Raw genomic sequence first — 17434 nt, forward strand, 5'->3', positions numbered from 1 at the left:
CAATGATACCTATCCGCTATTCCAAACGCACCATTACTGATCAGGAGCAGATCGCTTCGTTTTTGCACACAGCAAAAGTCGGCCACCTCGGAATGTCCAACGAGCGCGAGCCGTATATCATTCCGCTCAATTTTGCCTGGTGGAACGGCTGTATTTACTTTCACGGCGCAGACTCTGGGCGAAAGATCGAGATGATCAACGAAAACAACCGCGTCTGTTTCAGCGTTTGCGAAGAGCACGGCACGATCGCTTCGCCTGTTCCGGCGCATATTGATACCGCTTATATGAGCGTGTTTTTGTCGGGTACGATCGAGCGCGTGCAGGAGCCGGCTGAAATGCGCGATGCGATGCAAGCGATGATCGACAAATACGTGCCAGGCTACTTTTCCGATCCGCTGCCTTTGCAGCACGTGCTGAAGTATCGCTCGTCCATGGGCAGCGTAACCGCTATTTTTCGCATCACCCCGGATACGCTCACGGCCAAAGGCAATCCAGGCTCGGAAGAAAATCAATTTTATCCGGGTAAAAAAGTAGAAATGGATGTGTAACAAAAACGACACGCCCCTTCCTTGGGAACGTGTCGTTTTCATTCGTCTGTCCGCAACGTATTTAGCGGTTGTACGGGGCAAACATGCCTGTCGAGATGGCGATGCGGTTCCAGCTGTTGATCGTGTTGATCGCCATGATCATCGCCGTGTACTGATTCTCGTCGAAATGCTCTCTTACTTGCTGGTAAAGGGCGTCGGGAACGCCGTCTTTCGTAATCAGCGTCACTGCCTCGGTCAAGGCGAGAGCCGCACGCTCGGCATCCGTATAAACAGCGGACTCGCGCCAAACGCTGAGCAAATAAATGCGTTGCTCTGTCTCGCCGAGTTTGCGCGCGTCTTGCGTATGCATATCCATGCAAAAGGCGCATCCGTTTATTTGCGACGCACGAATTTTGATCAACTCGATCAGCTTTTTGTCGAGGCCGCTTTCGTTCACGAATTTTTCCAGTTGCAGCATGGCTTGGTACGCTTGCGGGTTCGCCTGGCGATAGTTGAATCTTGTTTGCATGTTCATCTTTCCTCTCCACTCGAATGTGATCTTTCAACCTCAAAGACGAGTGGCTTTCCGTTTTTGTGACCGATTGGAAAAATTACTTTTGCAAATGCGCCAATTTGTCCGGATTGACGACCATAAACAGTCGCTCGATCCGGTCTTCCGCTTGATTCAGGCTGATTTGAAGCGTCATTTTCACTTGGCCTTCGGAAATGACGACGATGCCATCCTGGCCGTTGATGGAGCGAATCTCCATGTGCGAATGATCCGCCCAGCGCGGCCAGACACCTTTCCAGAACGAGGCCACGCGGCGATTGGTGAAAATCGGGCGCAGCGCAGCCCTGGCTTTTCCACCCCCGTCGCTGACAAGCACAGCATCCTGTGTCAAAAGCTGTACCAATGCACTCGCGTCTGCTTTGGAAATCGCATGCATCAGCTGTTCAATCAGCTTTTTGGCTGGGGCGGGTACTGCTGTGACTTGCAGGCCTGGCTCTTTCAGCCTTTGCTGTGCGCGGCTGTACAGCTTGCGGCAGCTCGCCTCTGTTTTTTCCAGCAGGTCAGCGATCGTTCGGTACTCAAAGTCGAGGGCTGCGCGCAGCACGTAGACGGCCCGCTCCGCCGGAGACAGCCGATCGAGCAAGACAAGCAAGCTGTAGGATACGTGCTCCTGCGCGATCACGGTTCGCAACGGGTCATTCTCGCCGCCGTCGTCAAACAGCGGTTCGGGCAGCCATTCTCCTACGTACTGTTCGCGTTTCCAGCGCGCTGATTTCAACGTGTCCAGGCAACGGTTTGTCACGGCTTTGCACAAATAGCTTTTGACGTGTTGAATATCGTTGATGTCAACGCCCGCAAGCGCAACAAACGTCTCCTGGACAATGTCCTCGGCCTCCGCGACAGAGCCTGTCATCTGGTAGGCGAGGGTAAACAGCAATCCTTTGTATTGGAGATAAACTTCTGCGATCCCCACGCTCATTATTTGGCTTCACCAAACTGCCAAATCGTATGGCTCAGGCTGCCGTAACGAAAACTCATGTGCAGTCGCTTGGCGGTGCGCTCGTCATCTGCTGCTCCCATCACGTAAAGGAGCGGCACAAAATGTTCGCTGCCATAGGCAGGAACCGCTTTTTCCGCGTGCGGCGCAAGCTCGCGATAACGGGCCAAATCGTCCACTTTCCATCCGCTCAAGGACTGATGCAGCCATTCTTCAAACTCCAAGGCCCACTCGAAAGCGCGTCCTTGCGTTTCACGCATGTCGATGTATGAAAAGTTATGAACGGTTCCACCCGAGCCAATAATCAGGACGTCTTTTTCCCGCAGCGGGCTGAGCGCTTTGCCGATCATGTATTGCTGCGCAACAGTCAGATTCGGGTTGACGGACAGGGCAACTACCGGGATATCTGCGTCCGGGAAAATATGGCGCAAAACTACCCAATGCCCATGATCCAGACCTCGTGTCGTATTTACCGTGACAGGCACGCCTGCATCACGCAGCAATTGAACCGTCTCATCGGCAATCTGTTGGTCGCCTTTTGCCGGATATTGAATTTCGTACAGTTCTTGCGGAAACCCGCCGAAATCGTGGATCGTCGGGAACGTCTCCATCGTGCCGACCATCTGGTCAAATGCTTCCCAGTGCGCAGAAAACATGACGATAGCGCGCGGACGGCGCGGAAGCAGGCTGGAAATCTGATGCATGGCTTGTGTATAGGAATTGTTTTCGATAGCAAGCAGCGGAGCGCCATGTGCAACGAAAAAGGATGGCATCATGAGAAACACTCTCCTCTATAGTTTTTAAATAAGGTTACTTTTAGTAAGTATTATAACTGATATTTGTTCTCATGGCTATCCTTTGCGGAAAATAAGTTTTCTTGTTTCCTTGATTCTGCGATTCTGCAGCCGTTCGGGGCAGATGGCTTGAATTGGCTCGTGTTATGGACAGCTTACACTTTTTCTTTGCATGATAAAAGCTTGCTCGGAGTGATGCTTTGTAGTCTGCTTCATCGATACTTTAGGCGTGGCGAGGAAAGTGACGAATCGCTGTAGCTTCTTGGGATACCCTCTGTGGGCCTGGACTGCACGGCTCCGGGGAAAAAGCGAAACCGCGTCAAAAGCAGCTCGCTCACAGATGCAGATTCACGTTGACGCTTAAAACCGTGTTTCGCTTTTTCCTCGGAACCTCGGTCGGTATCCCAAAGAGCTTTCGCGGATTTCGTCTCTTTCCTCGTCAGCGGCTGGGTATGGTCGGCGCGAGTTTTAAAGAAAATGCTAAAGGCTGAATACATAAAAGTTGGCTTGGGTAGCGATTTGCAGTTTGCTTCATCAGTACTTCAGGCGTGGCGAGGCTGGTTAAGGGGTGATGGAGGGTTTCAAAAAAAGACATAGAAACAATGATTAAGATTCTCCTTGAAGACGGTTGCTTCATGCCACCAGTTCGGGGAAAGCTTGCTCACTTCCTGCCCTGGATTTCCCCCCCTTGAGCAACCTCCAAAAAACAATATCCGACCAAAGCTTACCGTCGGCCGAGGAAACAGGAGAAACAAGCGAAAGGGCTTTGGGACTCCTTCCGAGGCGGAGGCGAAAAAGGAAAACACGCTTTTAAGCGGCAACGTGCGTCCGCTTCTTCGATCTCGCTGCTTTTGACGCGGTTTTCCTTTTTCGCCGGAGACGGAACCCAAAATAAAAAGCTTGCCGCCCACAATCGAGCAACAAGCTTTTATCATTGCAAAAAAACAAGCTTACTTCGCAGCAGCAAAACGCTTGCTTACTTCATCCCAGTTCACTACGTTCCAGAACGCGCCGATGTAGTCAGGGCGTTTGTTTTGGTAGCGCAGGTAGTAAGCATGCTCCCATACGTCCAGGCCGAGGATAGGTGTTTTGCCTTCCATGATCGGGCTGTCTTGGTTAGGAGTGGAAGAGATCGCTACTTTGCCGCCTTCAGCAGTCAGCCAAGCCCAGCCGGAACCGAAGCGAGTAGTTGCTGCTTTTGCAAATTCAGCTTTGAAGTTGTCGAAGCTGCCGAAAGCCGCGTTGATTGCGTCAGCCAATTCACCAGTTGGTGCGCCGCCGCCGTTCGGGCTCAGGATTTCCCAGAAAAGAGTGTGGTTAGCATGTCCACCGCCATTGTTGCGCACAGCTGTGCGGATGGATTCAGGCAGAGCGTCCAGGTTGCTGATCAGCTCTTCCACGCTTTTTTCTTGCAAGTCTGCATGAGCTTCCAAAGCTGCATTCAGGTTGTTAACGTAAGTAGCATGGTGGCGTCCGTGGTGGATTTCCATGGTTTGCGCGTCGATATGAGGCTCCAGTGCGTCATGTGCATAAGGCAATGCTGGAAGTTGATGTGCCATTATAACATTCCTCCTCAAAAATATGTATGGTTCAAGCTACGAGCTTATTATACTACAAGACAACCACTTTTACAACAAATCAGTATGCAAAGTATATTAATCTATCAGCCATTTTCAGAGATTTCCAGCTTGCATTCAAAAAAGAGAGTGCTAGACTTGTTTTATTGCATACATACTTAGAGAATCAGGTGATCATGAATGGAACTGGACTTATTAACGGTAGTGTTTCTCGCTTTCTTCGGATTCGTCGCAGCCTTCATCGACAGTACAGTTGGCGGCGGCGGATTGATTTCCTTGCCCGCTCTGCTCGGTCTGGGCATGCCTCCCTATCTCGCGCTCGGCACGAACAAGCTCGCCGGCACGATTTCCTCGGCAACCAGCTCATTCACTTTTATCCGCTCGGGAAAATACGACAAGAAGCTGATGCTCATTCTCTTCCCCGTCTCGCTCGTCGGTGCCTTTTTCGGAGCCAAGACGGTGCTGTTCGTTCCCCAGGAAATGTTGAAAGTATTGGTCATCGTCATGATGGCGCTGATTTTCGTCTACACCTTGTTCAATAAACGGTTCGGTCAAGACTCCAACTACAAAGGGATGACCAAGTTTACGCTTGGGCTAGGCATTCCTTTTACTTTTTTGATCGGTTTCTACGACGGCTTCTTCGGCCCGGGAACGGGTTCTTTTTTCGTGTTTTTGATGGTACTTCTGTTCGGTTATGACTTCGTAATTGCAGCAGGCAACGGCCGGATCTTGAATTTGGCCAGCAACCTCTCCGCGCTGTTTGTTTTCCTAGTAGAAGGCAAGGTCATTTTCCTGACAGGTCTGGTCATGGGGATTGCGATGCTGCTCGGTGCCAGCATCGGTGCGAAAGTCGCCATCAAAACCGGCGTTCGCTACGTCCGCCCGCTGTTTTTGATCGTCTCGATCACCTTGATTACGAAAATGATTTACGAGCTGATTTTTACCCCCTAACAACAAAGACGACCAGCCGGATGATCGCACAGGTGATCCGACTGGTCTTTTTTACGAAGCGCCAAAATAAAAAGCCTGGCCAAAGCCAAGCTCCCCCTACTCGTCTTTTCCTTTTCGTTGCTTCATGCGCAATATGATGCCGTCGATGAGAAGACCTATGCCCGCTCCATAAAAAGGGGCTGCGAATCGGGTCCCTTCCCCCATAGGCAGATCTTTCAAATACACGATCAATACACCCACAATAAAACCGATCATCGTGTAGCGTAGACGGGTCGGTCCCATAACGACACCCCCTTCGCACTACTTCCCGAATTTATTTGGCATTTTCATATTTTTCATCGTGCGGCTCATTTGCTTCAGCTGTTTTTGGTTGAGATTCATTCCCATAGAACGGGCCATGGCTTGCAGCTGTTTGTCGTCCATCTGCATGTTGGACATCTGTTTTTTCAAATAATAAGTGCCTCCGGCAAAACCGCCCACGAGGCCGAGTAACAATGTAACGATCGGGATTACCCAGTTGTACCAAGCCATCAATACATTACCATCCTCTATGCGTAATTAAGAACTCTTTCATTGTACCATAGATGGGCTTTCTGTACATTGCAACGCGCGAAAATGATGAGACTGCCCCAAGCCATGTCGGCCTTTCCAAGCATATTCTAAGAACAAGAGGTGATGCATAAATGGCTCCTATCCTGATTGTGGACGCCGGGCACGGGGGAGTCGATCCTGGCGGCGGAAACAATGCGCAGTTTCTTGAAAAGAATATGACCTTGCAAATTTCCTTGTACCAGTTCAACCGCTTCAAGGAACTGAACATTCCGGTCGCGATGACGCGGACCAGCGATACTACGCTTTCAAGCGATGCACGGACTGCCCTGGTGCGAAACAGCGGCGCCCGTTACTGCATCTCCAACCATATCAATGCAGGGGGCGGCAGAGGCTCTGAAGTCATTTACTCGATTTATGGGTCAGCCGTATTTCCCCGCATGATCCAGGAAGAGCTTGAAGCAGAGGGAATGCCGAACCGCCGGATTTTCACCCGTACGCTCCCCAACAACCCGAACCGCGACTACTACTACATGCACAGGGAAACAGGAAGCGTGGAGACGGTCATTATTGAGTACGGCTTTGCAGACAATCCACTGGACGCAGATACGCTCGCCAAGGACTGGAAAAAACTCGCCGAGGGGGTTGTCCGCGCTTTTTGCGAATATGCCAAACTGCCCTACCGCCCTCCAGTAGCTCCTACACCTACTCCCGCGCCAACACCGACGCCCACGCCCACACCTGCGCCTACTCCCACCCCGACGCCTGCGCCTACCGCTTCCCCCAATCCCGGAGATGGAGGTGGAGGAACAGTGCCCGACTGGAAACAGGAAGGGATCGACTGGATGTTTGACCAAGGCTTGTTGACCAACGAAGACTGGCGCAATCAAGCTGACAAGCCTTTGCCGCTTTGGGCCGAGGCCATCATATTGAAGCGCCTGTATGAGCAATTGAAAAAATAAGATTTGGAGGTAGTGCCCCGTGGGCTTCGATCTCGGTTTAATCATCGCCTTTGCCCTGGCCGGAACCGCTACCTTGTCCGATGTGCTTCGCATCCCGAAAAAGCTGCGCAGTTGGGTAGCCGTTGTCTTGATTGTCGGGCTGTACATGGCCAATCAATGGCTGTACTATCCCGGATTTGACTGGAAAACAGCGCTAATGGAAGGCGTAACAGCGGGCTTGGCCAGTGTAGGCATTCACTCTTCCGCCAAAAACACGATCGAGCAAGTAAGCAACAGCAAAAACAAGAAAAACGATTCTCAATCTGCCGTATAACGCGTCAGCGGCGTATCCGACAGACCTGAATAATTTTTTCTCGCCGGCACACTCAATACATCGTCCTCCGGGAAGCGATAGGCGGTCAGCATTCCGCCGAAAACGCAGCCCTGGTCGATATTGATTGTGCCGTTTTTGCGTTTCGGTTCCGGGTGCGGATCGTGTCCCCAGACGATCGTCGGACTTGAGACTCTGCGTTCTTTTGCCCACTCTCTGCGAATAGGGCGGCCATCAGGCCCAGTCCCGGCCACATCGCCGTATCGGCAAAACGTATGCACCGCAGGAGATTCCATGCCAATATAGTCATCCCTGATCCCGGCGTGAACAGCTACAGCAGCCAGCTTGTCATGACGGCGGATCATCATGTGCGACGGCGAGGAAAAAAGCAGCCGCCGACTTTGCTCCCGCAGCAAAGAAGCTTTTTTCGGCCCAAATTCATGCTGATAAAGCTTCAGCTCCTCTTCCACTTTTTCGTCGCCGTGCGCCAAGGTAACCGGCCTGCCATCCAGCCAGCGGGCGATCTTCCAGCCGTGATTGCTGTCTACCATCTCTGCCAGCCCAGCCGTGACGTGGAGGTGGAAAAATTGCAACATCCTGATCGAATGCGGTCCGCGGCTTGTTATGTCTCCGAGGGAAAGGAGCTTTCGGCCCTTTGGATGTCGGTAGGCACCGTCTTTGCTTTGTTCGTACCCGAGCCGCTGGATCAGCTCCATAAACTCGTCGTAACAGCCGTGAACGTCTCCGATGATATCCACGCCGTTGTCGGCCGAAAGCACCTTGGAGCGTGTCTGAGGTTTATGCCTCATAGCGCGTTCCCTCCTTTCCCAATCTGTTACTTACTATCTTTACCATAACGGCAAAAAAAACTCAAAAAAGCCCCTCATCATGAGGAGCTTTTTTACGACAAAATCAACCGAGATCGTGCGTGTGAACGTAAATCGCCGCCTGCGTCCGGTCCTCTACATTCAACTTGGCAAGAATGTTGCTGACGTGCGTTTTGACCGTTTTGATGCCGATAATCAGCTCATCGGCGATTTCCTGATTCGACTTGCCCTGACCGATCAGCTTCAGCACTTCCAGCTCACGCGGTGTCAGCTGTTCGTGCGGATGCGATTCCTGGCCGTGCCGGAAACGGGCCATGATTTTCCCTGCCACTCGCGACTCCAGTACAGGTTCTCCGGCCGCTGCCGAACGGATGGCCTTCGCGATCTCCGCCGCCCGCGAAGTTTTCAGCAAGTAGCTGAAAGCCCCCGCTTCAATAACCGGATATACCTTCTCGTCATCAATGAAGCTGGTGAGAACGATGACCTTGCTGGCCGGACATGCTTCGCGAATGCGTCTGGTCGCTTCCACGCCACCAATGCCTTCCATGACCAAATCCATGAGGACAACATCCGGCCGCAGCTCGACAGCCATCCGCACACCTTCTTCACCACTGCCCGCTTCTGCCACAACCTCGATATCATCCTCTGTTGACAGGTAAGCCGCCAGTCCCATCCGTACCATCTCATGATCATCTACCAGTAATACGCGAATCACAGCATTTTCACCCTTCCCGTTCCGGCTGTAGCATCAGGGGAATCCGCACCTCTATTTGCGTTCCCTTGCCGACCGCTGAATAAATCTCCATCGAGCCGCCTACTTCTGCCACTCGCTCCTGCATACTGCGCAGTCCGTATGACGTCATCTTTTCCCCATCCGGGTCAAAACCGACACCATCATCTGTCACCCGCAATCGCACCTGCTCCTGCAAAGTGAACAGCTTAACCGCGATCAGGCTGGCCTTGGCGTGTCGCAGCGTATTGGACAAAGACTCCTGCAAAATGCGAAACAAGTGGTCTTCGATGCCGCTTGGCAGCCCTTCGACGTCTTCAATCTCCCACGTCAGTTCCATTGTATTTTTACGAGTCAGCTCTTCTAAAAGTTCCATCATCGCTTCTTTCAGCGATTTGTTTTGCAGCGTGGCCGGGCGCAGATGCAACAGTAACGCCCTCATCTCAGCCTGAGCCGCTGCTGCCATCTCCTCGACCAGCTCGATTTGCTGGGCTGCCCGTTGCGGATTTTTCTCCACCAGCCGCTTCATCGCCGCTGTCGTCATCGCGATGGCAAACAACTGCTGACTGACTGCATCATGCAGTTCCCTTGCCAAACGCTGGCGCTCCTCTGTCACGGCTGCCTGTTTGACTTGCTCCGCCAAAGCAGCATTATGGTTGGAAAGTCGCTGCAAAGACGCGACCTGCTCCTCCCACTGCGAAGCCAGGCGGTTCAACTGCCACCCCAGTTCGCCGACCTCGTCGACGCCCAGATCGGGCACACGGTAGGACAGCATTCCCCGTCCCAGCTTCATGGCTGCTTCCCACAGCACGCCAAGCCGTTTTTTCAACAAATTCCCGAAGATATAGGAAATAATCAGGGCAACCAGCACACCGACAGGAAGCGATATGACAAAAGCGACTAGCTGGACCAACCCGTCAGGCTGTGTGGGCAAGGCCAAGCCCAAGTAATCCTGCATCCACAAGACGACTCTCGGGTCACTGATCAGCCTGCTGTATGCGCGATGAACCTCCGGCATGTCTTTCCAGGAAAAATAGAGCCAAAAAAAGCAAACAAACGAAACCGTAACTGCACTTGCGGCGAGCAGGACGCCGTAGCGCACATATTGCCACTGAATACTCGCTAATCGCTGTCGACGCATCCGCCAGTACCTCCTAGATGTACTTGACTTTTATATCGCCGACAAGCAGCGAGATATGCAAATTCACTTTTTGAGCCGCCTCCTCGTATTGCTCGGAACGAATCATCACACTCCGGTTGATCCCTCCCTGGCGGTGGCTCAATACTTCCAGGTCGCCCAGACTCAGCTCGGCGTTCACAGAAACCGGAAGATCGACAGGGACATAAACGGTGACATCCCCTACCCATCCTTCCACAATAAGAGCGGCCTCGTCCTGCATCAAAACCGCGCGGGACAGATCAATCACCACATCCCCGATCCCGTGCCACACATGCAGGGTGCTCAACTCAAAACGCCCGGAAGTCAGATGATAATCGCCAATCAACGAACTGCGAGAATCTTTGGGCAAAATTCGTTCACGCCCAGTTTCCTCTTCCTTCTCAAGCAGCTTGCTGCGGGAAGGCTTCCACTTGCTCAAGCTGTCCAGCCATTGTGCAGCGTCATGCCGAATGCCGTTGTGTGTATGAACAGGCTGATCCTCGCTAGTCATAGCCGGACCAGAAGGCTCTTCCCGTTGTTCCGGAAACGGGGGAAAAGAAGCTCGGTTTCCGCCCCCCCTCGTTTTGCCGCGAATCAATCGGAAGCCAAAATAAATCAACAGGATGGGAACTGCCAGTTGGAACAAGTCATCCACACCGATACCGAACCACATGTCCAGAGCAATAATGATTCCCAAACTGAACAGAATGCCGCCGCCAATCCGTTTGTTCTGACCCCAGAGGCGAACGCCGAAGTAGACGAGCACCATCGGCCACAGATCAAACAGACCGAACGAAATGATATGCAAACTGTCTAATAAAAGGCCGATGCCTGTCAAAATGATCAGGACGCCAGCCAACATTGTGTGCAAGCGGGACAGTTTCACAAAAGTCTCCTCTCTTACGCCCCATGCCGATCTTTTTCACTTTGTCTGTTTCGACACGTATAAATGAATGCAGGTGGGATATTCAGCAAGGTGAAGTCTGTCTCTACCCAAGGAAAACGCGCCTGCAGCTCAGCCTGGAGTTGTAGCGAATATTGGAATGTAATGAACAGGCCGCCTGGTTTTAATACGTTTTGTACTTCATCCAGAATGGCTGCTCGCAACTCTTGTGGGAAATTGGCAAACGGCAGGCCGGAAATGATGACATCTGCCTTGCCAAGCTCCATCTCCTCCAAATATTGTCCGAGTCTCGTCGCTTCCTCCCTGACAGGAAGATCAGGAAAGCGTGATTGAAGGATGGATCGAAACTGGCTGTCACGCTCCACAAGCACATAGTCGGTATCCGGATTGATATTTTGATAAATGGTTTGGGTAAAAGCTCCTGTGCCAGGTCCCAGCTCCAGAATAACATCCGTTGAAGCCCAATTGACGCTGCTCAACATTCGCTCACATAAAAACCGCGAACTCGGGATCACGCTGCCGACACGCCCAGGCTCAGCGATGAACCTTCGCAAAAAGACCATGAAGTCTGCCAAGAATCGTACCTCCTAGGGGAAAAGCAGCCTGCTATACAGGCTGCCTGATTGACACACTCTATTCTACAACCAATCCCCCAGTTCCTGTCCAATCAAGATTGTTCCGGCTGGGCGGACACTGGTTTTTTCTGTTGAAGCGATGCCTTGATGTTTGCCAGTTCTGTATCCAGATCGTCTTTTTCCAACTCAGAAAGCGCGTTCTCCCAAGCGAGGTTTGTCTGGCGCCATTGACCGCTCATTTGCGCTTCGGCTTCCATGCGCAGCACTTTTTCCTCCATGCGAGCAAAGCCGCGGCCTGCGGACTGATTTCCGATTCCCACTACGGCATGATTCACTTGCTTTTGTGTACGAGCTACCTGTGCCCGAGCCATCAGCGTGAATTTTTTCGCACGCATTTTATAGAACTCTTCCTTCAGCTCAGCCAGCTTCTCGCGCATTTGCGTAGCTGCCTCGGATGCTGCCAAGTACAGTGTCTCATACTCTGCTGCACGCGCTTCGTATTGCTTTTTGTCTGCAAGTGCACGGCGAGCAAGTTCATCTTCCCCTTCTGTCAGAGCGAGCTTCACTTGACGATCGCGTTTGTCGATCAGTGTGTTCGCTTCATCCAGTTGTTGGCGGAATTTCTTTTCCAGTGCTACCTGACGAGCGACAGCCACTTCGACTTGTCCGATTTCCACTTCCATATCTCGCATGTATTGATTCAGCATGACTACCGGATCTTCCATCGAATCCAAAGCGTCATTCACCGAAGCTACTGTCAGGTCACGCAAACGTTTAAAAATACTCATGTTTATTTCCTCCTCATCATATCACATCGTGTTATTTCATCCAAAAGCTCTCGCGACTTGAGCAACTCTATGGCTGGCGACGGGTCACATCTTTTTCCCAGGCGTCCAGCGCGTCTTCTTTCAATACTTTTTGGGCCCACTGACGCTCCCAGGCAGGTGGCGCTTCTTTGGGGACATGACTGGGGCGCAGTAAGCGATACCCCAGATAAATCACACCAATGGCCAGTAAGCCGTGGAACAGCAGATGGAGCTTGCCAATCAGCATCAGGAACCCGAAGAGGAAGATCACGATTCCCCAGAAACGCGAACCGGATTGTCCCATAATCTTTCGAGCGCCGTACAGCATGATGACCCCGGGAATCAAAAGCCCGAGCAGGTCACCGAAGTCGATTCCGATTTGATCCAGCAGAACCAACCCGCCGATTAGCAAGAGAACCAGCCCGAGCAAAACCTTTCCAGACCGTTCACTCATTGCTCGCTTACCTCCTATTCTCTTGTGCATGTGGTGCTTGCTAACTTATGCCCTTATTGTAGCCCCCCGGATAGGCTTTCCATAACGGGCGTGCGGTTGGTTTTTCCCTCCGTCCTTGGACGGAGAGCACTTCCTGCCATAATCGGACGAGCCTGTTTTCGCCCCATTCCAACCGCTCTTGCAATGTCGAAACAAAACGTTACACCTTTAGACAGGATTTTGTGACAAAAATATGAACAAGCAGTCAAAAAAAAGGAAAAATCGGACAAGCAGCGAATCTTCGTAGAGTGCGTGTAAAAAAACATCGAAAAATAGCCGAATTCCGCATGTCGGAAACGGGGGAACCAGTTTTTTGGGGTGAATAGTTGCGTTAGGCAACTTAGGGCGTCCTTTCGACCGAACCCTTCAGCTAACTTCGTAGGCTCACGAAAGGAGCAGTTTCTTTTGCGCAAGGTGGTACTATCTTTATTTATGGCTGGATTGCTTGCTATGGGAGCGGGCGCTGCACATGCGGCGGAGAACACGACACTCGAAGAGGTTGTCGATGATCTGTACGGCGTTCCTTACAAATCTTCAGGCACATCCAAAAAAGGCTTTGACTGCTCCGGTTTCACACGCTACGTATTTGACGCGTTAGGTGTAGACCTGCCGCACAATTCTGCCTCTCAATATGAGTACGGTACAGAAGTTGCACGGAAAGACTTGCAACCAGGAGATCTTGTGTTCTTTAATACAAACGGACGAAGCATCTCTCACGTGGGCATCTACATCGGGGACGGCACATTCGTGCATTCGGAATCCGGCCGCGGAGTCGTCAACACCAAGTTGAACGACCCGTACTACTGGAGCAAGCGTTTTGTTGGTGCCAAGCGCATCAGCTCGCCTGTTCTGGAAGCAAAGGCGGACACTCCGAAAAAGGAAAACGCGGTGCAAGCTGCATCGTTGCCGGAAAATCAACCAAAAAAGAAGTAGTTCGGCAAAAACATAAGAGCCAGGGACAATCGTCTCTGGCTTTTTCTGACGAAATTTAGTACCAGGTCTAATTAGGTGCCCTTACTTATAAGGAAATAAGCATGAATGAAGGGATACTTGTTCCTATTCTGTGAAAGCATGTTATGATAGACAAGGCTGATTCTTTTTTTGCCATGACACTTGTCCATTTATTAATAGAAGTAACTGGGGGTAATTCCGGTGAAAGATCACATTTTAATCGTTGACGACAATCAGGAGATTATTGAACTGCTTGAAGATATTTTGGAAAACGAAGGCTTTCAGGTCTCCTCTGCGGAAAATGGCGAGGATGCACTTGCCCTGCTCGGCCAGGGAGAGCGGCCAAATCTCATTCTGCTCGATATCATGATGCCTAACATGAGCGGCTACGAGCTGTGCTCGCAAATCCGTCGCGAATGGGACTTGCCTATTTTGTTTCTCAGCGCCAAAAGCAAGGCCGTAGACAAAGTAGTCGGTTTTGAAATCGGGGCCGATGATTACATTACGAAGCCGTTTGACACGGAAGAACTGCTCGCCCGCATACGCGCCCATCTGCGCCGCTACGAGCGCATCCGCAAGCATACCGAGGAGCAGCCGGAAAAAGACGCCTCCGGTTCCCCGATCACGGTCTTGAAGTTCAAGGATTTGGAAATCCATAAAGAAACGTATTCCGTCTACGTCAACAACCAAAAGATCGAGTTGTCCACGAAAGAGTTTCAACTGCTGACTTTTCTCGCTGAAAATGCGGGTATCGTCTTCACGCGGGAACAAATTTACGACCGCGTCTGGGGCTATGGCTACGGCTCGCTCAATACGGTGACGGTACACATCAAAAACTTGCGCGAGAAGCTAGAAACAGAGCGGCAATTCATCAAAACTCAGTGGGGGACGGGCTACGTATTCATCGGGGAGAAGCTTTAGATGAGCCTCCGCAAAAAACTGTTTCTTTCTTTTATCGCCTTGATTACGCTCAACATCCTGCTGTTCAAGTTCGTTTTTCAGGACATCATCATCGACCAGTTGAAAAACGACCGTCACAACCAGTACCAAGCAGAAAAGGATGCGGCAGAAAAGGTCCGGGTCAACCAACTGCTGCGCTCCAGCAACTTCAAGGACCCGATCGAGCGCCAGGAGCTGGAGAAACAGTTGCCAGAAGACGTCATGTACCGGATGGTCGTGAAGGACGCGAGCGGCAACACGATTTACCACAGGCCGTCAAAAGCCTACTCCTTGAAGCTGTCCCTCCCTTCCACCACGAAAAGCGACCTGAAAGTCGTGGCAGAATACCATTTTCAGCAAGAGCCTCCCCGTGAAGGCGAGATTGTCATCTATTTCTACACGGACGATTACGACATTATGGGCACAACCGGAGTCTCGATGATGCTCTGGTTTATTTACGGAAGCCTCGTGCTGGTCGGCTTGCTGTTGCTCACTCTGTTCGTCCGCTGGATTTTGCGTCCGGTTAGCGAACTGGCCCGTGTCACGCAGGAAATTCGCGAAGGCAAGCGGCTGGTGACGTTTACGTATCGCTCCCATGACGAGTTCGGACAGTTGTTTCGCTACTTTGGCGACATGGTCGATGAGCTGCGTTTTTCCGAAGAACGGCAATCGGAGATGATCGCTTCGATCGCTCACGATTTCCGCACTCCGCTGACTACGATCAAAGGGTACGCCTCCTATATCGGCTCTGGCCGCGTCACGGATTTGATGCGCATCCAGAAGCAAATGGGCAAGATCGAAGTGAAGACGAGCGATCTGGAAAAGCTGCTGGACGAGCTGCAAGACTTTACCGTGCAAAGCACAGAGGTGCGGCTCAACATTAGCCGCATTCACGTAAAAGGCTTTTTGAAGGGAATTATCGAGGACTACCTGGCGCGGGTGAAAGAAGCCGGATTGACTTTTCACTGGAAACTGCGCGTCTCCAATGAGCTGCACATCGAGGCCGATGAAACCAAGCTGCGCCGCGTCATGGAAAACTTGATCAACAATGCGATTCACTACAACAAACCGAATGGCTCGATTTTGATTACATGCGATCAGCGAGAAGGTCACGTGCTGTTCTCCGTGATCGACAAAGGGGAAGGAATTGCTGCCGAAGATTTGCCGAAAGTCTTCAACAAGTTTTACCGCGCGGAGAAATCCCGCAACCGCAACAACGGCGGCACAGGGCTCGGACTGACGATCTGCCAGAGCATCGTGCGCCGCCATGGCGGAGAACTCACGGTAAACAGCGAACAGGGAATAGGAAGCAGCTTCTCCTTCACCATTCCCTTTTTCCACGGATAGTTTATTTAGATTTATTGTCAGTTAATTTATTCTTTATATTTCTCTGTTAAAGTATTTCTTGTAAGCATGTTGCTTTCAGTGATAAATAACCCCCAGTTCGGTATCTGACACATCACGGCGAAACCGTAGTGAAAAGATGCCTCTTTTTTTTGCCTTAATCCCGTTTTTCCAGGCGCATGGGCAGTCCGTTTTTCGGACGCAGCGTAACCAGCGGCTCTGGCTCCACTACCTGTCCAGGCTCCGCAAGCCGCAAGCGATATCGCTGCGCAATCGTCGCAAGCAACAATGCCGCTTCCATCAGGGCGAAGTTGTTTCCGATACAAACCCTTGGCCCGCCCCCAAACGGAAAGTAGGCATACGCAGGGTTGCGTTTCAGCAAGTCGCTGGCGAACCGCTCCGGGATAAACTCATCCGGCTTGTCGTAATACCGTTCCAGACGGTGCATGACAAACTGGCTCATCATCAGCGTCTCCCCCGGCTGATAGGTGTGTTCCCCGATCTTCACTTCTTCGACAACTTCCCGATTGATCGTCCAGGCGGCTGGATACAGCCTCAATGTTTCCGAAACGATAAGGCTCGTATAGGTCAGTTTGGGCAAATCCTCCACCGTAGGCAGTCTGCCTTCCAGCACCGTTGCCAGTTCTTCATGCAGCTTCTGCTCGACGTGCGGATGCGTAGCGAGCAAATAAAACACCCACGACATCGTGTTGGCAGTCGTCTCGTGACCTGCCACGAAAATCGTCATGACCTCGTCTCTTACTTGCTCGTCCGTCATGCCTTGACCGTCGTCCTCGTCCCTCGCAGCGAGCAGCATTCCCAACAAATCGTCTTGCTGAGCTTCCGGATTTTTTCGCCTTGATTCGATCAAAGAATAGATCGCTTCGTCAAGCGTCTCATTCGATTCCAAAAATTGTCGATTGCTTCTTGTCGGAACCGACAGCGGAATGTCGATAAAGGAAGCGGCTTTATTCGCCACATATTTCAGTCCGACGTCGATAGCATGGCCAATTTTGTCAGCGCCCTCCTTGATGCTTTTGCCAAACATCGTCTCCGTAATGATCGCCAACGTTACTTTCATCATGTCGTTGTGAATGTCGCGGACTTCTCCCATCTTCCAATCGTCCATCAGCTCGACCGCATGTCTCACCATCACCTGACCGTATCCGGCGATGCGCTCCCGATGAAAAGCCGGCTGCATCAGGCGTCTTTGCCGCAAATGCTTTTTGCCTTCACTGGTCAAAATCCCGTCGCCCACTACAGCTTTGGCGATCTGCAAGCCTTTGCCCTTCTTGAAGTGATCTTGCTTGGTAACGAGCACTTCTTTGATCTGATCGGGATTGGTCAGCAAGTAAACATGGCGCTTCGGACCAAAGCGAAAATGAACGACCTCGCCATGCTCGGCGACTGCTTCACGGATAAACTGGAGCGGGTTTTTGCGAAAAGCGAGCAAGTTCCCGGAAATCGGCAAACCTCTTGGTCCTGTGATTGTCACACCCATCTGAATCCCCCTCATGTGCTTTGGCTA

21 protein-coding genes and 1 riboswitch are annotated in these 17434 nt (G+C 51.6%); of the genes, 7 read left to right on the top strand and 14 right to left on the bottom strand.

Annotated features, from left to right (window positions below; genetic code table 11):
* Positions 1–2 precede the first annotated feature (2 nt).
* Positions 3–548, top strand: coding sequence for a pyridoxamine 5'-phosphate oxidase family protein (locus EDM60_RS23745; RefSeq protein ID WP_122966148.1), 546 nt, complete (start codon positions 3–5; stop codon positions 546–548).
* Between the two features lie 61 nt (positions 549–609).
* On the opposite strand, the gene EDM60_RS23750 is transcribed toward EDM60_RS23745, so the two are convergent.
* The 4 genes from EDM60_RS23750 to EDM60_RS23770 all read right to left on the bottom strand — a co-directional run bounded on the left by EDM60_RS23750 (position 610) and on the right by EDM60_RS23770 (position 4388).
* Positions 610–1056, bottom strand: coding sequence for a carboxymuconolactone decarboxylase family protein (locus EDM60_RS23750; protein WP_167470378.1), 447 nt, complete (start codon positions 1054–1056; stop codon positions 610–612).
* Positions 1057–1138: 82 nt separating this feature from the next.
* Positions 1139–2017, bottom strand: a complete 879-nt coding sequence (locus EDM60_RS23755; protein WP_122966150.1) for an RNA polymerase sigma-70 factor — start codon at positions 2015–2017, stop codon at positions 1139–1141.
* Positions 2017–2811, bottom strand: a complete 795-nt coding sequence (locus tag EDM60_RS23760) for a dioxygenase family protein (RefSeq protein WP_122966151.1) — start codon at positions 2809–2811, stop codon at positions 2017–2019. Before EDM60_RS23760 ends, EDM60_RS23755 begins: the two co-directional genes overlap by 1 nt.
* A gap of 968 nt (positions 2812–3779) precedes the next feature.
* A complete protein-coding gene (locus EDM60_RS23770; protein ID WP_063228762.1) occupies positions 3780–4388 on the bottom strand; it encodes a superoxide dismutase in 609 nt (202 codons plus the stop codon).
* 198 nt (positions 4389–4586) lie between these two features.
* On the opposite strand from EDM60_RS23770, the gene EDM60_RS23775 reads away from it, so the two are divergent.
* Positions 4587–5357 carry a TSUP family transporter gene (locus EDM60_RS23775; protein ID WP_122966153.1) on the top strand — a complete coding sequence of 257 codons (771 nt, stop codon included), beginning with the start codon at positions 4587–4589 and terminating at the stop codon, positions 5355–5357.
* 96 nt (positions 5358–5453) lie between these two features.
* Here EDM60_RS23775 and EDM60_RS23780 read toward each other — a convergent pair whose 3' ends face one another.
* Positions 5454–5639, bottom strand: a complete 186-nt coding sequence (locus EDM60_RS23780) for a hypothetical protein (RefSeq protein ID WP_122966154.1) — start codon at positions 5637–5639, stop codon at positions 5454–5456.
* An 18-nt stretch (positions 5640–5657) separates the two neighbouring features.
* Positions 5658–5888 (bottom strand): YneF family protein, encoded by a 231-nt coding sequence (locus EDM60_RS23785; protein WP_063228765.1) that lies wholly within the window; start codon positions 5886–5888, stop codon positions 5658–5660.
* Positions 5889–6040: 152 nt separating this feature from the next.
* On the opposite strand from EDM60_RS23785, the gene EDM60_RS23790 reads away from it, so the two are divergent.
* Together EDM60_RS23790 and EDM60_RS23795 are read left to right on the top strand one after the other, a co-directional pair.
* Positions 6041–6868: an N-acetylmuramoyl-L-alanine amidase family protein gene (locus tag EDM60_RS23790; RefSeq protein WP_122966155.1), complete on the top strand. Its 828-nt coding sequence runs from the start codon at positions 6041–6043 to the stop codon at positions 6866–6868.
* A 19-nt stretch (positions 6869–6887) separates the two neighbouring features.
* Positions 6888–7181, top strand: a complete 294-nt coding sequence (locus tag EDM60_RS23795; RefSeq protein ID WP_122966156.1) for a hypothetical protein — start codon at positions 6888–6890, stop codon at positions 7179–7181.
* Here the strand turns inward: EDM60_RS23795 and prpE are convergent.
* From prpE to EDM60_RS23830, 7 genes are all read right to left on the bottom strand, one after another.
* Entirely contained in the window at positions 7166–7987 is an 822-nt protein-coding gene (gene prpE / locus EDM60_RS23800; RefSeq protein WP_122966157.1) for a bis(5'-nucleosyl)-tetraphosphatase PrpE, read from the bottom strand. The genes EDM60_RS23795 and prpE overlap by 16 nt on opposite strands.
* A gap of 103 nt (positions 7988–8090) precedes the next feature.
* A complete protein-coding gene (locus tag EDM60_RS23805) occupies positions 8091–8720 on the bottom strand; it encodes a response regulator (protein WP_063228769.1) in 630 nt (209 codons plus the stop codon).
* A 7-nt stretch (positions 8721–8727) separates the two neighbouring features.
* The gene (locus tag EDM60_RS23810) at positions 8728–9876 is read right to left on the bottom strand and encodes a HAMP domain-containing sensor histidine kinase (RefSeq protein ID WP_122966158.1); all 1149 of its coding nucleotides are present in this window, start codon (positions 9874–9876) and stop codon (positions 8728–8730) included.
* 13 nt (positions 9877–9889) lie between these two features.
* A complete protein-coding gene (gene liaF, locus EDM60_RS23815; protein WP_122966159.1) occupies positions 9890–10780 on the bottom strand; it encodes a cell wall-active antibiotics response protein LiaF in 891 nt (296 codons plus the stop codon).
* Positions 10781–10794: 14 nt separating this feature from the next.
* A complete protein-coding gene (locus tag EDM60_RS23820; RefSeq protein WP_122966160.1) occupies positions 10795–11373 on the bottom strand; it encodes a class I SAM-dependent methyltransferase in 579 nt (192 codons plus the stop codon).
* A 92-nt stretch (positions 11374–11465) separates the two neighbouring features.
* Positions 11466–12161, bottom strand: a complete 696-nt coding sequence (locus tag EDM60_RS23825) for a PspA/IM30 family protein (protein WP_063228773.1) — start codon at positions 12159–12161, stop codon at positions 11466–11468.
* Positions 12162–12228: 67 nt separating this feature from the next.
* A complete protein-coding gene (locus EDM60_RS23830) occupies positions 12229–12633 on the bottom strand; it encodes a LiaF transmembrane domain-containing protein (protein WP_122966161.1) in 405 nt (134 codons plus the stop codon).
* A gap of 303 nt (positions 12634–12936) precedes the next feature.
* Positions 12937–13073: riboswitch (cyclic di-AMP (ydaO/yuaA leader) on the top strand.
* Between the two features lie 4 nt (positions 13074–13077).
* On the opposite strand from EDM60_RS23830, the gene EDM60_RS23835 reads away from it, so the two are divergent.
* The 3 genes from EDM60_RS23835 (at position 13078) to EDM60_RS23845 (ending at position 15909) form a co-directional block, all read left to right on the top strand.
* Positions 13078–13605 (top strand): C40 family peptidase, encoded by a 528-nt coding sequence (locus tag EDM60_RS23835; RefSeq protein ID WP_122966162.1) that lies wholly within the window; start codon positions 13078–13080, stop codon positions 13603–13605.
* Between the two features lie 219 nt (positions 13606–13824).
* Entirely contained in the window at positions 13825–14544 is a 720-nt protein-coding gene (locus EDM60_RS23840; RefSeq protein ID WP_122966163.1) for a response regulator transcription factor, read from the top strand.
* The gene (locus EDM60_RS23845; RefSeq protein ID WP_122966164.1) at positions 14545–15909 is read left to right on the top strand and encodes a sensor histidine kinase; all 1365 of its coding nucleotides are present in this window, start codon (positions 14545–14547) and stop codon (positions 15907–15909) included.
* A gap of 154 nt (positions 15910–16063) precedes the next feature.
* Here EDM60_RS23845 and EDM60_RS23850 read toward each other — a convergent pair whose 3' ends face one another.
* Complete coding sequence (locus tag EDM60_RS23850) at positions 16064–17407, bottom strand: cytochrome P450 (protein WP_122966165.1); 1344 nt, start codon at positions 17405–17407, stop codon at positions 16064–16066.
* Positions 17408–17434: the final 27 nt, after the last annotated feature.

Origin of the sequence: Brevibacillus parabrevis (genome assembly GCF_003710905.1) — a bacterium.
Classification (GTDB): domain Bacteria; phylum Bacillota; class Bacilli; order Brevibacillales; family Brevibacillaceae; genus Brevibacillus; species Brevibacillus parabrevis.

Bases quoted from the DNA above. Each gene is read 5' to 3' on its own strand.
- EDM60_RS23750 (WP_167470378.1), bottom strand. From the start codon at position 1,056: ATGCAAACAAGATTCAACTATCGCCAGGCGAACCCGCAAGCGTACCAA.
- EDM60_RS23825 (WP_063228773.1), bottom strand. From the start codon at position 12,161: ATGAGTATTTTTAAACGTTTGCGTGACCTGACAGTAGCTTCGGTGAAT.
- EDM60_RS23745 (WP_122966148.1), top strand. From the start codon at position 3: ATGATACCTATCCGCTATTCCAAACGCACCATTACTGATCAGGAGCAG.
- EDM60_RS23845 (WP_122966164.1), top strand. From the start codon at position 14,545: ATGAGCCTCCGCAAAAAACTGTTTCTTTCTTTTATCGCCTTGATTACG.
- EDM60_RS23810 (WP_122966158.1), bottom strand. From the start codon at position 9,876: ATGCGTCGACAGCGATTAGCGAGTATTCAGTGGCAATATGTGCGCTAC.
- EDM60_RS23785 (WP_063228765.1), bottom strand. From the start codon at position 5,888: ATGGCTTGGTACAACTGGGTAATCCCGATCGTTACATTGTTACTCGGC.
- EDM60_RS23755 (WP_122966150.1), bottom strand. From the start codon at position 2,017: ATGAGCGTGGGGATCGCAGAAGTTTATCTCCAATACAAAGGATTGCTG.
- EDM60_RS23790 (WP_122966155.1), top strand. From the start codon at position 6,041: ATGGCTCCTATCCTGATTGTGGACGCCGGGCACGGGGGAGTCGATCCT.
- EDM60_RS23780 (WP_122966154.1), bottom strand. From the start codon at position 5,639: ATGGGACCGACCCGTCTACGCTACACGATGATCGGTTTTATTGTGGGT.
- prpE (WP_122966157.1), bottom strand. From the start codon at position 7,987: ATGAGGCATAAACCTCAGACACGCTCCAAGGTGCTTTCGGCCGACAAC.
- EDM60_RS23850 (WP_122966165.1), bottom strand. From the start codon at position 17,407: ATGGGTGTGACAATCACAGGACCAAGAGGTTTGCCGATTTCCGGGAAC.
- EDM60_RS23760 (WP_122966151.1), bottom strand. From the start codon at position 2,811: ATGATGCCATCCTTTTTCGTTGCACATGGCGCTCCGCTGCTTGCTATC.
- EDM60_RS23770 (WP_063228762.1), bottom strand. From the start codon at position 4,388: ATGGCACATCAACTTCCAGCATTGCCTTATGCACATGACGCACTGGAG.
- EDM60_RS23830 (WP_122966161.1), bottom strand. From the start codon at position 12,633: ATGAGTGAACGGTCTGGAAAGGTTTTGCTCGGGCTGGTTCTCTTGCTA.
- EDM60_RS23775 (WP_122966153.1), top strand. From the start codon at position 4,587: ATGGAACTGGACTTATTAACGGTAGTGTTTCTCGCTTTCTTCGGATTC.